The 14,008-nt window shown below is 36.9% G+C and carries 13 protein-coding genes; 9 read left to right on the forward strand and 4 right to left on the reverse strand.

Annotated features, from left to right (window positions below):
• Positions 1-125: 125 nt before the first annotated feature.
• The 3 genes from J2S19_RS04550 to J2S19_RS04560 all read left to right on the forward strand — a co-directional run bounded on the left by J2S19_RS04550 (position 126) and on the right by J2S19_RS04560 (position 3,715).
• Positions 126-1,703, forward strand: coding sequence for a Na+/H+ antiporter NhaC family protein (locus J2S19_RS04550; protein WP_307337907.1), 1,578 nt, complete (start codon positions 126-128; stop codon positions 1,701-1,703).
• A 390-nt stretch (positions 1,704-2,093) separates the two neighbouring features.
• Complete coding sequence (locus J2S19_RS04555; RefSeq protein WP_307337909.1) at positions 2,094-3,608, forward strand: sodium-dependent transporter; 1,515 nt, start codon at positions 2,094-2,096, stop codon at positions 3,606-3,608.
• Positions 3,608-3,715 carry a methionine/alanine import family NSS transporter small subunit gene (locus J2S19_RS04560; protein WP_307337913.1) on the forward strand — a complete coding sequence of 36 codons (108 nt, stop codon included), beginning with the start codon at positions 3,608-3,610 and terminating at the stop codon, positions 3,713-3,715. The genes J2S19_RS04555 and J2S19_RS04560 overlap by 1 nt, the downstream gene beginning before the upstream one ends.
• 781 nt (positions 3,716-4,496) lie before the next feature.
• Here J2S19_RS04560 and J2S19_RS04565 read toward each other — a convergent pair.
• Positions 4,497-5,453 carry a M23 family metallopeptidase gene (locus J2S19_RS04565; protein WP_370875063.1) on the reverse strand — a complete coding sequence of 319 codons (957 nt, stop codon included), beginning with the start codon at positions 5,451-5,453 and terminating at the stop codon, positions 4,497-4,499.
• Between the two features lie 436 nt (positions 5,454-5,889).
• On the opposite strand from J2S19_RS04565, the gene lipA reads away from it, so the two are divergent.
• Entirely contained in the window at positions 5,890-6,786 is an 897-nt protein-coding gene (lipA, locus tag J2S19_RS04570) for a lipoyl synthase (protein ID WP_307337916.1), read from the forward strand.
• Positions 6,787-6,820: 34 nt separating this feature from the next.
• Here the strand turns inward: lipA and J2S19_RS04575 are convergent, their stop codons facing one another.
• Positions 6,821-7,504 carry a YhcN/YlaJ family sporulation lipoprotein gene (locus J2S19_RS04575; RefSeq protein WP_307337919.1) on the reverse strand — a complete coding sequence of 228 codons (684 nt, stop codon included), beginning with the start codon at positions 7,502-7,504 and terminating at the stop codon, positions 6,821-6,823.
• Positions 7,505-7,621: 117 nt separating this feature from the next.
• On the opposite strand from J2S19_RS04575, the gene J2S19_RS04580 reads away from it, so the two are divergent.
• Positions 7,622-7,897 (forward strand): YutD family protein, encoded by a 276-nt coding sequence (locus J2S19_RS04580; RefSeq protein ID WP_307337921.1) that lies wholly within the window; start codon positions 7,622-7,624, stop codon positions 7,895-7,897.
• A gap of 128 nt (positions 7,898-8,025) precedes the next feature.
• On the opposite strand, the gene J2S19_RS04585 is transcribed toward J2S19_RS04580, so the two are convergent.
• Positions 8,026-8,295: a DUF3055 domain-containing protein gene (locus tag J2S19_RS04585; RefSeq protein ID WP_307337923.1), complete on the reverse strand. Its 270-nt coding sequence runs from the start codon at positions 8,293-8,295 to the stop codon at positions 8,026-8,028.
• Between the two features lie 205 nt (positions 8,296-8,500).
• Here J2S19_RS04585 and J2S19_RS04590 point away from each other — a divergent pair, with 205 nt between their 5' ends.
• The 3 genes from J2S19_RS04590 (at position 8,501) to nucF (ending at position 11,283) form a co-directional block, all read left to right on the forward strand.
• Positions 8,501-9,814: an EAL domain-containing protein gene (locus J2S19_RS04590; RefSeq protein WP_307337927.1), complete on the forward strand. Its 1,314-nt coding sequence runs from the start codon at positions 8,501-8,503 to the stop codon at positions 9,812-9,814.
• A 36-nt stretch (positions 9,815-9,850) separates the two neighbouring features.
• On the forward strand, positions 9,851-10,297 hold the full coding sequence (locus J2S19_RS04595; protein ID WP_307337930.1) for a DUF86 domain-containing protein: 447 nt from the start codon (positions 9,851-9,853) through the stop codon (positions 10,295-10,297).
• A gap of 212 nt (positions 10,298-10,509) precedes the next feature.
• The gene (nucF, locus tag J2S19_RS04600; protein WP_307337933.1) at positions 10,510-11,283 is read left to right on the forward strand and encodes a 5' nucleotidase NucF; all 774 of its coding nucleotides are present in this window, start codon (positions 10,510-10,512) and stop codon (positions 11,281-11,283) included.
• 848 nt (positions 11,284-12,131) lie between these two features.
• Here nucF and J2S19_RS04605 read toward each other — a convergent pair.
• Positions 12,132-12,632 (reverse strand): phosphatidylglycerophosphatase A family protein, encoded by a 501-nt coding sequence (locus J2S19_RS04605; RefSeq protein ID WP_307337935.1) that lies wholly within the window; start codon positions 12,630-12,632, stop codon positions 12,132-12,134.
• Between the two features lie 321 nt (positions 12,633-12,953).
• On the opposite strand from J2S19_RS04605, the gene yutH reads away from it, so the two are divergent.
• The gene (gene yutH / locus J2S19_RS04610) at positions 12,954-13,952 is read left to right on the forward strand and encodes a spore coat putative kinase YutH (protein ID WP_307337938.1); all 999 of its coding nucleotides are present in this window, start codon (positions 12,954-12,956) and stop codon (positions 13,950-13,952) included.
• Positions 13,953-14,008 lie beyond the last annotated feature (56 nt).

Raw genomic sequence — 14,008 nt, forward strand, 5'->3', positions numbered from 1 at the left:
TTCATAAAGAGTAATGATAGTTATTTTCTATCATTACTCTTTTTTGTGTGCATTTTTAATATGACATACAAACCATTCAGGTAACAATAGCTCCTCCGATAATTAATAAAGGAGGGTTTTATACGATGGCTGGTTCGATTTATTCAATTATTCCACCAATTTTAGCGATAATTATGGTTATCTTAACAAGAAGAGTCTTACTTTCTCTTGGGGTAGGGATTGTTTCATCGGCATTTTTAATAGAACTTAAACCCGAAGTGTCTATATTAAGTACTATTAAGGGTACTTTCACTTCAATATTTGATACGTTTATCGGCGTCTTTATCGCAGATGGGGCTGTAAACACATGGAATGTTTATATCATTTTATTCCTGCTTATTCTTGGGATTATTACAGCGTTAATCTCAATGTCAGGAGGAAGCAGAGCATTTGGTGAATGGGCAGAGAAACGGGTTAAAACACGAGTAGGTGCACAATTTACTGCAGCATTTTTAGGAATCTTAATTTTTATTGATGATTATTTTAATGCACTTGCAGTTGGACAAGTGAGCAGACCGATTACGGACCGACAGAAAGTTTCAAGGGCAAAGCTTGCATATATTATTGACTCTACATCAGCACCGGTTTGTGTCATTTCACCGATTTCAAGTTGGGGAGCATTTATTATTGCAACACTTGCTGGGATATTTACCAAAATACAGGTGGATATCGCTCCCTTAGAGGCGTTTGTTAAAATGATTCCTTTGAATTATTATGCGTTAACCTCACTTATTCTTGTTTTTGTGATTGCTTATTTTAATATTAATTTAGGCAGTATGAAAGTTCATGAAGAACGTGCAATGGCAACGGGACAAGTGATTGACCCGAAAATGGCTCCAATCGGTGATGTTGAGGATGAGCTGCCTGTTAGTGATAAAGGTACGGTAGCTAATCTAGTGTTACCGATCGTTGCGTTAATTGTAGGGACGGTGAGTTCAATGCTGCTCACTGGTTACAGTGCAATCGAAGATAAAACGAATGTAACAATTTTTACAATCTTTGAAAATACGGACGTATCTGCTTCACTTCTTTACGGTGGATTATTTGGACTTATCATTACGCTTATACTTTATTTAATGAAAAACATGGACCGCAAATCATTACCTTTAGGAATTGGAATGGGTATGAAATCGATGCTTCCGGCAATTTATATTCTCATATTTGCATGGGTAATTGTTGATTTAATAAAAGGTCTTGGTACAGGTGAATATTTAGCGAGTTTAGTTGAAAACTCTAATCTAAACATAGCGTATTTACCAGTTATCTTATTTTTGTTAGCTGCATTTACAGCATTTGCGACAGGTTCTTCATGGGGCACATTTGGTATTATCCTACCAATTGCAGGTGAAATTGCCGCAGTTACAAATATTGAAATGTTATTACCAACAATGGCTGCAGTATTAGCGGGTGCTGTATTAGGTGATCATTGTTCACCAATATCCGATACAACCATTCTTTCGTCTACAGGTGCTGGTAGTCATCATATGGACCATGTAATGACCCAGCTCCCATATGCGTTGATTGGTGGTGCTATTGCCGCAGTTGGATATCTCGTCCTTGGATTAACAGGCAGTTCGCTTGCTGGTTTAGCTGCTATCTTCTTACTAATCGTTTTGTTTATTCTATTATTTAGAAAGAAAAGCACAGCCACATCAATAATATAATATAAAAGGATGTCTCTTATAGCAGTCGTTGCTAGGGAGAACATCCTTTTTTAGTGAATAAAAACTATATTAATATTTAAGGTATCTTATAATAATTATATGAATTAATAGTTTATTGTGATGTACTAAACAAATCAACCATTCAACGTGTTAATGTATAAAAGGATTAACTGTCAAGAATATACTATATTTATATATGTAAAAAAATGTTGAATAAGGTGATTATTGTCGAAAAAACCATACTAAAATAGTAATTTTCTGAATTTTCCTATAGACATAGGCATAATGACCATTTATACTATGTATAGATTATAGTAAATAGTCAGAAAATTAGGTAATTTCAAATTGTTTCGTTTCCTTGGAACTAGTTTGAAAGGGAGGGTTTTTATTATGGATAATCGTCCACAGTGGGGAACAAGGGCTGGATTTATATTAGCAGCTGTTGGATCTGCAATAGGATTAGGAAATATTTGGCGGTTCCCTGCAACTGCTTATGAAAATGGTGGAGGAGCATTTTTCTTACCTTATCTATTTGCTTTATTAACAGCAGGGATTCCATTATTAATCATGGAATTCACATTAGGTCATAAATATCGCAGTTCTTCTCCGGCAACATTTGCGAAGATTAGTAAAGGGAAAGAATGGATAGGCTGGTGGCAAATTGCAATTTCATTTGTTATCTCCTGTTATTACCCGGTCATTATTGCTTGGGCTGGTTCTTATTCAGTGTTTTCATTTAATAAGCACTGGGGAGATGATACTGAAGGTTTCTTATTTAATGAATATTTGCATCTAGCAAAAACTCCAGGGGAATTTGGTGGTTTAGTACCAGGAGTGTTAATTCCACTTATTATTGTATGGGCTGTTGCTTTAGGGGTTATGTTTGCTGGTGTTAAAAAAGGAATTGAAGCTGCAAGCAGAATATTCATTCCAGTATTAGTTGTTATGTTTACTCTTATCGTAATTAGAGCGTTAACTCTAGATGGAGCTGCTGCAGGACTTGAGGCATTTTTTAAGCCTGATTGGAGTACAATTATGGATGGAAAAGTATGGGTAGCTGCCTATGGACAAATTTTCTTTAGTTTATCAATTGCTTTTGCTATTATGATTACTTATGCAAGTTATCTTCCTAAAAAGTCAGATATTACAAATAATGCTTTCATTACCGGTTTCGGAAACTCTGCGTTTGAAGTATTAGCTGGAATTGGAGTATTTAGTGCATTAGGCTTTATGGCTGCACAGCAAGGAGTTCCAGTATCAGAAGTTGTATCATCTGGCGTAGGTTTAGCATTTGTTGTTTTCCCGCAAATAATTAATGAGTTCCCGGGATTCAACGAATTATTCGGTTTCTTATTCTTTGGTTCTTTAATATTAGCAGGTCTAACATCACTCATCTCAATTACGGAGACATATATTGCGGGACTGCAAGAGAAATTTAACATTTCTAGAACAAAGGCTGTTGCGATTGGCGGCGGATTAGCAGCACTTTGCTCGTTAATTTTTGCTACAAGAGGCGGCTTATACTTCCTTGATAGTGTCGATTATTTTATTAATACATTCGGTGTTGCATTAGCGGGCTTAATTGAAGTTATTGCAATTGCTTGGTTTGCGAAAGAGCTTAAGTCAATTCAAAAACATGCAAATGAAGTGTCTGATATTCAAATTGGTGCATGGTGGAGATTTTCATTAAGTGTTATTACTCCAATTGTTTTAGGATATATGATGTTTGATAATTTACGTACGAATTTAACGAGTGAATACGAAGGGTATCCGAGAGAGTTTCTATTTAATTGGGGCTGGACAGTCGCAATCGGTGCGATATTAATTGGTGTACTATTCTCGATGAAATTTAGAAAAGATCATAATTCGTTATCATCCTCTAAAAATAAGGGGGTATCGTCCTAATGAGTGCTAGTGCAATCACAATGATGGTGATAGGGATAGTAGTTGTTTGGGGAGGCCTTGCAGCTAGTTTAGCAAATGCAGTTATAAAGGCTAAACAAAGTAAATAATTAATATGTATATGAAAAGCTGGCGGGGATTACTCTGCCAGCTTTTTCAATACGAAAGATTCATTTTACAAGCTATGACGGTCAATGAAAAGACTGCTAATGTACTAAGACAACTATTTCATACTACACCGGTCAAAAAAGCGCATGCTATTTTACCGAATAATCGTATTTCCTGTTAAGAAGGTCAATAAAGAGTCGTCTATATTACCGAAAAGACCAATTTTATACTGTAACTGTCAAAAAGACGGATGCTATATTACCGAGAAATCTTATTTTCGGCTAATGCGGTCAATAAAGAGTCGTCTATATTACCGAAGAGACCAATTTCATACTACACAGGTAAAATAAGCAAGTGCTATATTACCAACTAAACGATTTTTCAGTTAAGATGGTCAATAAGGCTTCGTCTATTTAACCGAAGAGACTAATTTCTCACTATAAAGGTAAAATAAGCAAGTGCTATATTACCAACTAAACGATTTTTCTGTTAAGACGGTCAATAAAGAGTCGTCTATTTAACCGAAGAGACCAATATCATACTACAACGGTAAAATAAGCAAATGCTATATTACCAACAAAACGTTTTTCCAGTAATGCCGGTCAGTGAAGAGCCATCTATTTAACCGAAGAAACCAATTTCATACTACAACGGTCAAAAAGCGAATTCATTCGTTCTAGCTGAAAAATGGGTTATGAAGATACTCCTCTTGATTGATATATCCATATTCCATAATTCAAGTACATCAATACTATTTAAGACACTTGCACTTTTCGTATCATTTTATTTCTTCTTACGCTCTGCTCTCTCCCAAGCCTTTAAATGTGGATAAGGGTCAAATGACCATTCTGTTCTTCCGTTATCTTTATATAGTCCATAATGTAAATGGGGTGGGAATTTACCAGATGTGCCTGGAGGTCCATACCCAGAACTACCGACTGAACCGATTAACTGACCTGGCTCAACAACTTGACCAGTTTTCAAGCCATCCGCAAAACCGTTTAAATGTGCAAAGTAATGGTACGTATTATCGATATCACGGATGCCTACTCTCCAGCCACCGTAACGATTCCAACCTTTCATTTCTACAACACCATAGCATGTCGAACGAACAGGGACGCCGTAGTTTGCGAAAATGTCAGTTCCTTCATGGATTCGACGACCACCCCAGCCGCGCGCATCACCCCACGTGTTATGATACGTGAAATTATAGCCACGAGGGATAGGAAATGCATGTTTATCTAAATCAAGTGTTCCGTACTTTTTGTACAGCTTCATATGGCCTAGTATTAACCCAACAGCTTTATCGCGTTTATAGTAATTCCATAAACCAATTCTAATGTTATCAATGTTTGTTCCGTATTTTTGCAAATAATTTGCAAATGTATAGAGGACATCTTCGTCATTATTCGGGTCTGCTTTTTGATCCCCATTGCCATCTTGTCCTATACCACCAAATAAGCCAATCGTTCTTGGGTCAGTGTCATTGATATTCGGGTTTATGGGCCCGCTCCATACTTCAGGTTTAATGTAAATTTCAATTAAACCGTTTGCTTTTGGAATGTCTCTTCTGGAATGTCGCACATTTCTTTCATATTGGTCAACTGCAGCAAAGACATACCAAGGAATTGTTGTGATAGTCTCAACTTTTTTATATAAGCTCATTAGCTTGTCATATTCTTCGTTTTTGTTTGGTTCAGCACTGTAAGCTGTTGATTGTGCTATAAAACAGTTCACCATCATGAACCATACGGTGAAACAGATGATTTTTTTACGCACAGTAATGAGCTCCTTTCAAGCATTTTTTCTTCTTGTTACTACTTACAACAAATCAATCTTTTTTACAAAGAGTAAACACGTAAAGTAAATGATGACAACATGTTTAGTTACCGAGTCTTTTTATAGTTTGGTTTCAATTGACTATTTCATAAATAGAAAATGTTAGAAATTAAAAAGTACTGCGACTTTACATAGAAGAGTGTTAAACACAATTCAAAGTACGCATGCTGGATTGGGTGAAATCAATTGGTAGTACACAATTTATAGGGCATCCTAAATATGGAATAAGAGCCCTTTTTCTTGTCCGTGCCCATTTCATATGTTAAAGTGATTACGGATATCATTTTAATGGTGATGAATTGTTTACATACAATAATACATACTGGAGATGAATCAGATGGCGAAAAAGGACGATTATTTACGTAAGCCAGAATGGTTAAAAATAAAATTAAACACAAACGAAAACTATACAGATTTAAAGAAGCTAATGCGTGAAAAGAATCTTCATACAGTATGTGAAGAAGCGAAATGTCCGAATATTCATGAATGTTGGGCGGTTCGCCGGACGGCTACATTTATGATTTTAGGCTCCGTTTGTACTCGTGCATGCCGTTTTTGTGCAGTTAAAACTGGGCTTCCAACAGAACTTGACCTTGCGGAACCAGAACGCGTAGCTGATTCAGTTGCGTTAATGAATTTAAAGCATGCAGTTATCACGATGGTAGCACGTGATGATTTAAAGGACGGCGGTTCAAAAGTGCTAGCAGAAACTGTAAGAGCGATCCGTCGTAAAAGTCCATTTACAACTGTCGAAGTATTGCCATCAGATTTAAGTGGTGATTATGATAATTTAAAAACGTTAATGGATGCGAAACCGGATATATTAAATCATAATATTGAAACAGTTCGAGAGCTAACACCGAGAGTGCGCGCCCGTGCTACTTATGAAAGATCGTTAGAGTTTTTAAGACGTGCGAAGGAAATGCAGCCAGCGATTCCTACAAAATCAAGTATTATGATTGGTTTAGGAGAAACGAAAGAGCAAATCATCGAAACGATGGATGACTTGCGTGCAAATAATGTTGATATCATGACGATTGGTCAATATTTGCAACCATCGAAGAAACATTTAAAAGTTCAAAAATATTATCATCCAGATGAATTTGCAGAATTACGCGAAATTGCACTAAGCAAAGGATTCAGTCATTGTGAAGCAGGTCCACTTGTTCGCTCATCTTATCATGCAGATGAACAAGTAAATGCAGCCTCGAAACAAAGACAAGCGCAAGCATAACCTAAAGAAAGGAAGAGGTAATTACTCTTCCTTTTTATTTATTTTGATTATTAAATCGTGTTTTCTCGTAGTGATCTTTCATATCGTCGTCTAGCTCTTCATTCATTTCTCCATACCCTTCGCCGTTTGCGTTTTCTCCATCATTTAAAGCTCTACCTTGTGGCGATTTTAACATTTCTTTTATTGTTTTATTTAATATTTGATCAAGATCACGGTTTGTTGTCTCAAGCGGGCTATACGATTGAATTTGACTTATCATCGCATCATTGTCCGAAACATACACGTGAAAGTATCTTGGAACGATTGAAATTGCCGTTTTCTTTACTTGGTCGGCCACTTCAAATTTATCATCGGAATCTGTTTCATAAGCAACTAACACTTCTTCATCTGTCACTAATGTTGCAACATCCTCAACAGTAGGCAGTTGAATAACAAGGCTACTGATTGATTTTGCTAGTTGGTCACGGTCAATTTGCGGTGTTCGAATGAAGTTTGCATCTTGACTAATACCCTCTTGTCTAAGACGAGAAAATCCTAAATTTGCAGGTTGATCCTCTTTAGAGTTCCCTTCCTGTTTGAATTGTTCTTCTCGATTTAGTACATTTAAAGTTGAACCACTAGGGTCGTCAACTAACGATGTTTCATTGCCACCTTGACCTTGACAAGCTGTTAACAGTGATAAGCCTAATGCGCTCATGATAAGCTTTGATTTTAACAAGGGAAACACCTCCTCCTTGTTAGGGTGACCAATTAGGAGAGAATATTGCTTAGTAATTGATGGTTGACTGTTTTTCGATTAAGATAAAGATATGGAATGTAGATGGGGTGATGTAACGTGATTTTTGTCCAAAATCAATGCTTTGAATTAATAAAGGAAGAAAAGAATGGCTTTAATGAGGAAGCCTTTAAAGAACGATATAGCGATATCTTAAATAAGTATGACTTCATTGTCGGGGATTGGGGCTACAACCAGCTAAGATTACGCGGCTTTTTTGATGACCAAAACCAAAAGGCAAGCTACGATACGAAAATAAGCACACTAGACGAATACATCTTTGAATACTGTAACTTTGGCTGTGCCTATTTTGTCTTAAAAAAGTTAAAAAAGTAACACATTGACCAGGGTCTGACCAGGGTCTGACCCCTTTGAACGAGGGAAACTTAGTTTTTAAAGTCATATACAAATTAAGGGGTCAGACCCTCTATAATTAAGGGATTTGACCCGTCTCTAAAATCTCATCAAATAATCTCAGACAAAAAACTATGTAATTCTGCAGCATCCTCGGCATTTAAATGATAAGCATGCTCTAAGTATCCATCTTCATTTAAATCGTCTGTTCCAATGATAGCAAATCGATTTGTTTGAAGATCCAAGACGAGCTGTTTTCCAAAGAAACGGTCAGTTTGTAAAATCGCTAAATCAAATCGTTGGTTATTCCCCATAAAACTTACAAATCTTGTTTGTGTATCTTCTATTTCATCGTATAAATAAAAACGCTCTTCTGACATTTGAACACCCCTTTTTTCTTGAGTGTAAGAAGGTATGAAAGAAAGCTTACCCTTCTTTCTTAAAATAACAAATATTCACTAAAAAACACGTATCATAAAAAGCACTTAATGTTCATTATAAAAAATTTCAAGAAAGAAGTCGAATTTTCTGCATTTATGTTAAAATAATGGTACGTAACGGTGATAACCAGAAGGGTTGAAGCAAATGCAGAGTGATTTTATTCATACGCAATTTAAGCGAATAAAAAAGTGGAACAAGCTTTTTTTACCTCAGAGTAAATTACGATATTATCCACCTAAATTTGTCCTTAGAGACCCAGTACTTGAGGGTGTTTATCAGGCGATGTCCAATGGAATGCAGGTGGCTGTAGTCGTTATCTCCGTATCAAATCTACGAGAGTTTTCTAGTCAGCTTGAGCCGAACCAGTTAGATGATTTTAAAAACGAATTAAAAATCGGTTTTAAACAAATTTTTGAACGTACACAATATAGAGATGATTTACTTGTCGTCCACGATTATTATAGTGAAGGGATTACCCTTTTTGTTAAAATAAATGATGATAATCAAAGCGTTGTCCAAATAGAGAAAATGCTTAGGGATTTAGTTCCTTTATTAGAGAAATGGAGCCAAACTCATTATCCTTATTTCCAGCATTGCTTTGACATTGGCTATATGTTTATAGAAAAAACTAAAAACCGAACGACACACGATGCCTTACATACAGCACAGCAGCATGCAATCGCAATGGCTGAAAAACGTGTCCAATCAAGATATATCGAAACATTAATTAAAATGCGTGAAATTATCACAAAAAGAGAAATCACAATATTGGCACAGCCAATCATTGATTTAGCAACGAAACAAATTAAAGCGTGGGAATTTTTAACTCGAGGTCCTAAAGGTACTGCCTTAGAAAATCCTTTGCAATTATTTTCTCTTGCTAGACAATCAAACCTTATTTATGATTTAGAATTATTAGTGTTAGAAAAGGCTTTTCAATTAATCGATCAAGCGGGTTGTTCAGACGACGTTTTTATCAATTTTACACCGATTACGTTAGGTAATAAAAGATTTATTCCTGCTTTAGAATCATTGCTGCAATTATATCCTGACATCAGTCCGAACCAGATGATTTTTGAAGTAACAGAACGGGATTCAATTGAAGGACTAACCTTTTTTTATGAAAACATTAAGCAATTACGGAAAAAGGGATTTAAAATTGCAGTAGACGATACAGGCGCGGGATATTCAAGTTTACATACAATTAGTGAGTTGTTACCAGACATCATAAAGATTGATCGTTCGGTAATCCAGGATATCGATACAAGTAGTGTGAAAGAGTCGATGCTAAAAGGACTTATCTTAATTGCAAAAGAAACACGTTCCTTAGTTGTTGCAGAAGGAATCGAAAAAAAAGAAGAAGCCGAGGTCCTTTTAAGAAATGATGTAGATTTGGCTCAAGGTTATTTTTACGCCAGACCAGGTACGCTAGAAAAAAGCCGGGTAGCTCTAGGTTAATGGAAGTGTAGTTATGATAGAAAGGGTGGTGCAACAATGTATTTTGTCGATAGAGAAAAAATGGATGCACGATTAACTTACTTTGATAAGCAAATCCAATCACTTGAAGCGAAGAAAACATGGAATCAAACAGAATGGGAAATGCTCGCCTATGAGCGGATTTGTCATTTATGTATTGAAATCATCCTAGATGTCGGTAATGCAATTATTGATGGTTTTATTATGAGAGACCCTGGAAGCTATGATGATATCATTGACATATTGTTAGATGAAAAGGTCATTATGCAAGAAGACGCTGACGGTTTAAAGGAAGTTATTGCACTGAGAAAAGTGGTCGTTCAAGAATATTTAGAAGTTAACCATGATGAATTACTTCGTACGATGGGTAGCAACTTGAAATATCTAAAGTCTTTTCCTGCTAATGTACGTCGTTATGTAGAAAAGGAATTAGGGCCGGTAACCGCCTTTAAACCATTACAATAATAAAGGAAAACGATGGATGGCGTAATCATGTCATCCTTTTTTAAAAGGGCAAGAAAATAGTTTATACTTTGTGTGAGTGTCTAGCTGCTTGAGGTCATAAGTTGCAAATGACTTGAAAGCAAAGAACGTCTTTCATTTTCGTCCTATTTGTCTTAGGCTGTTCAAGATGCTTGCGCTATTCTTATGGACAAACTTAGAAAGGGTGATTTGTAGTGAAGCGATATAAAGGGTACTTAATTGATTTAGATGGAACAATGTATAAAGGAACAGAACAAATAAAAGAGGCAAGTATCTTTGTTGATACATTAATTAAACATAATATTCCTTACTTGTTCGTTACAAATAATTCATCACAAACGCCTGAGAAGGTTGCACAGAAGCTTAATGACTTTCGTATACAGGCAAAACCAGAAACAGTGTTTACTACAAGTCAAGCAACCGCTAATTACATATGGGAAAAGAAACAAGATGCTACCGTTTATTGTATTGGGGAAGAGGGGCTGAGAGATGCGTTGAGAAAAAGAGGTCTACAATTAGTAGATGAGAACCCAGACTTCGTCGTTACAGGTATTGATCGTGAAATATCGTACGAGAAACTTGCCAAAGCATGTATTGCCGTAAGAAATGGTGCTACATTCATCTCGACAAATGGGGACATTGCCATCCCGACTGAGCGGGGTCTTCTTCCAGGGAATGGTGCGTTAACATCTGTTGTGACCGTATCCACAAACACTCAACCAGTCTTTATTGGCAAACCGGAGTCCATCATCGTAGAACAAGCATTACAAGTGTTAGGTACGAAAAAAAGTGAAACAGTAATGGTCGGTGACAATTATGATACAGATATCATGGCAGGAATTAACTGTGGCATTGATACATTACTCGTACATACAGGTGTAACGACAAAGCAGCACTTATCAAATTATGAAGTGCAGCCAACATATACAGTTAATACATTAGAAGAGTATGTAAACAACGTGTTTTAGAATGATAATGTACAGTTTTAAAACTAGCTCTTTTTTGAGTTTTTAAGCTAGCCCTATTAGCGCTAAATCTAGCTCCAGTGCCTAGCCCCTTGAGTCTTAAGCCAATTCTAAAATTGAAGGCAAAGAACGCCTTCTATTTTAGGGTCGACTTAAGCTTGTCGGGGCTGAACAGGCACTTCCGCTTTTCGAGATGTCTAGCTCCAGTGCCTAGCCCCTCGAGTCTTAAGCCAATTCTAAAATTGAAGGCAAAGAGCGCCTTCTATTTTAGAATCGTCTTAAGCTTGTCGGGGCTAAGCGAGGCACTTCCGCTTTTCGATGATGTCTAGCTGCGGCTCCTAGCCTCTCGAGGTCTTAAGCTAATTTAGAATTGAAGGCAAAGAGCGCCTTCTATTCTAAATCATCTTAAGCTTGTCGAGGCTGACCAGTCGCCTCCGCTTTTCTATATGTCTAGCTTCGGCTCCTAGCGCCTAGTGGACTTCACAATCCTCCTTACGATAAGTCAACATCGAATCGCTCCGCTCTTCGTGTTTCCTTTGCCTCAGCTAAACGGACTGTATGTAATGTTAGGACATAGACATTGTAGTGGTAAAGACAGTCCGTAAAGCTCAGGTAAGTCTCGCTTCCGCTTAGTAGGAACTACACCTACTAAGCGTAGTCTCGCTATATCTCATCCGGATTGCTCTTGTTGCTCGTCGCTGACCAGTCGCCTCCGCTTTTCGAGATGTCTAGCTCCAGTGCCTAGCCCCTCGAGTCTTAAGCCAATTCTAAAATTGAAGGCAAAGAGCGCCTTCTATTTTAGAATCGTCTTAAGCTTGTCGGGGCTGACCAAGGCACTTCCGCTTTTCTGGTTACTCTACGTCTTTTGCGCGGTGGGCGAGGCGGCTGGAGGCTGCGGCTGCGATTGCTCCGACGATGTCGTCAAGGAATGTGTGACATTTTCCGGACGATTTATCATTTAAATATTGAAGGATTCCAGGTTTTAATTTGTCAATATATCCGTAATTTGTAAAGCCGATTGAACCATATATATTAACGATAGAGAAGGCTAGTATTTCATCAACACCGTATAAGCTTTCATCTGTACCAATAATGGTTTGGAGTGGTTCTACAAGTTTGTTTTCCTCCGCGAGGACGTCGAATTGAATCCCTGTCAGTATCGCGTTTTGTACTTCTCTTTTCATGAGGACTCGGTCAACGTTTTCGATGCATTCATCCATTGTTAATTCAGGATGATATTTTTCTTGTAAAAAGTAGACGAGCTCTGCGATATCCTCTATTTTTACACCTCTTTTAATCATCCATTCTCTAGCTGTTTTTTCTACAATATCCATTTTTTCTTCGCTTTTCATATCATCTCACCCATTCTTTTGTTTTAGCTATTTCATAAAATAGTTGTTATCTTTTACGATATGACCATATTCGTGGGAGAGAGTCTCGCCTTTCCCACTCATTCAATTGCGTAATAATCTGTTTTCAAAACAACAATTTTAATGGAAAAAGCCTTTATTTTTGAGAATTAATTTAGTGTATGGCGCTTAGAAAATAAATATTCAGCCATTATCATGATACATATATCTTCTCCAAATTCTTGATAGTCCCTGCATATATAATCATATTTGTTGAATTGAGAGCTTACGATAGTATAAGTAGGTTATTTTGGAGGGATAGAAGTGAAAAAAACAATCAATGAAGAATATGGCATTAGGGCTGCTGAGTTAACGAAAGTAGGTCACTATGATACATTTACTCTCCACCAAACCCGTTTCTTTATTATACCAATAAATCATCTTGATGATGAAGAGTTGTTTGAGTTATATTCTTTTTCACAATACATGACCGAAAACCGTGAACCGTATATTGCTAGTATGGTGTTAACGAAAGAGAATAATTTATTTTTTGAAAAAGATGACCAGAAATATATCTTAGTGAAATGCGGAGCACACAAAAGAAAGGAAGGTAATCGTATAGGCAGGAATTTAGCAGCCTTTCATCAAAAGGGGCGGTTGTTTCCGTATCAAGTAAATAAAACGCAGCGAATCGGACAATGGAAATATCTTTGGGAGAAGCGGTTAGACCAATTGGAATCATTTTGGAGGGAGAAAATTCATAGTCTGCCATTGAATCAATTTGAACGAAGGTTTGTAGAATCGTTTCCGTATTATTTAGGTCTTGCTGAAAATGCAATTCAATATTTAGTAGATACCGAATTGGATGATGACCCGCAGCCAATTGATTCAGGTACGATTTGTCATCAACGCTTTCATCAACATACATGGTTCCCTGATATTAATGTCAAATTACCGACAGACTGGGTATTTGACCATTGTGGTAGGGATATTGCAGAGTATATGAGGCATTTATTTTTTGAAAAACAAGATTTTCGAACTGAGTGCTTTCATTTCCTAGAGGATTATGATCGAACAACACCACTTTCACGCTTTTCATATCGATTAATCTATAGCAGGCTGTTATTTCCTCTTCATTACTTTGAATGCATAGAGGGGTATTACTTAGCAGCAGAGAACGAGAAACAAACATATGAGAAGTTATTGGAGCGGATTTTAAATGAGTCGGCAAAGTTTGAAATGTTTCTTAGGGATTATACAAGATTGTTAACCAGTAAGACTAGAAGAGTAGCCATCCCTTCTGTTGATTGGTTAATTAAGTAATAGGAGAGAATGACTCAAAAGGTTAGAGCCTTTGGTTTTGGGTCATTCTCTTATGG

This window comes from Metabacillus malikii (assembly GCF_030813355.1).
In the GTDB taxonomy this organism is placed as follows: domain Bacteria; phylum Bacillota; class Bacilli; order Bacillales; family Bacillaceae; genus Metabacillus; species Metabacillus malikii.